This window comes from Acidisphaera sp. S103 (genome assembly GCF_009765975.1).
Lineage (GTDB): Bacteria > Pseudomonadota > Alphaproteobacteria > Acetobacterales > Acetobacteraceae > Rhodopila.
The window spans coordinates 1-860 of sequence record NZ_LMUJ01000106.1 but is presented as its reverse complement, the minus strand read 5'-3'; the positions used below and the strand labels follow the sequence as shown (position 1 = coordinate 860).

The 860-nt window shown below is 61.3% G+C and carries 1 pseudogene; it reads left to right on the top strand.

Going from position 1 to position 860, the window contains the following annotated elements:
• Positions 1-98: 98 nt before the first annotated feature.
• Positions 99-751 (top strand): annotated as a pseudogene (locus tag GSQ89_RS34890) (IS630 family transposase); the annotation flags it as partial.
• Positions 752-860: the final 109 nt, after the last annotated feature.

Sequence of the window (860 nt, the reverse complement as noted above, 5' to 3'; positions counted from 1 at the left end):
AGGCCTTCGGTCGGGCTACGCCCTCCCTTCACCCCACGCCCCGGAAACTTTCTCATCCTGATTGACGGGGATTCTCACCTTGATTGTCGCGCGGCAGCCTGGGGTTCCGGCACATCTCGGTACGTCCGAGGCACCCGCGGGCGGAGGTTTCCGCCCAGGAAGCGCATAAAAAAACTTTGCCGCACTGGTCGCCGGGGTCATCCCGGCCGATGCGCACGGCAAAGCGATCGAGCTTTGGTGGCAGGACGAAGCGCGGGTCGGCCAACAGGGCAGCCTGACCTATATCTGGGCCGAGCAGGGCAGCCGTCCGCCAGCCTTACGCGACCTGCGGTATGATTGGGCTTACATATTTGGCGCCGTGTGCCCGGCGCGCGAAATCGGTGTTGGCCTGGTTCTACCAGAGGCCAATGCGCAGACGATGAACCTGCATTTGGCCGAAGTCGGTCGGACGATCGCGCCCGGCGCCTTCGGGGTGATCATCCTGGACGGCGCCGGCTGGCATCAGACCGGCGGTCGGCTGGTGGTGCCGGCCAATCTGGCCCTTCTGCATTTGCCGCCATACTCGCCGGAGCTCAACCCGGTGGAGAACGTCTGGCAGTATCTCCGACAAAACTTCCTGAGCAACCGCGTGTTTGAAAACTACGAAGCGATCGTCGATGCCTGCTGTGATGCCTGGAACGCGTTGATGGCTTTGCCAGAGCGCATCCGATCGATCACTCAACGCAATTGGGCAACAACGGTCAGTTCATAGGGCCGTTGGTATGAGAACGCTCGTTCGATGATGTTGCGGCCCTTGTAGGCATTCTTGTCGAACGGATGGAAATGCTTGCGGGTCGGGTTTTGTTTGATCACCGGGGTGG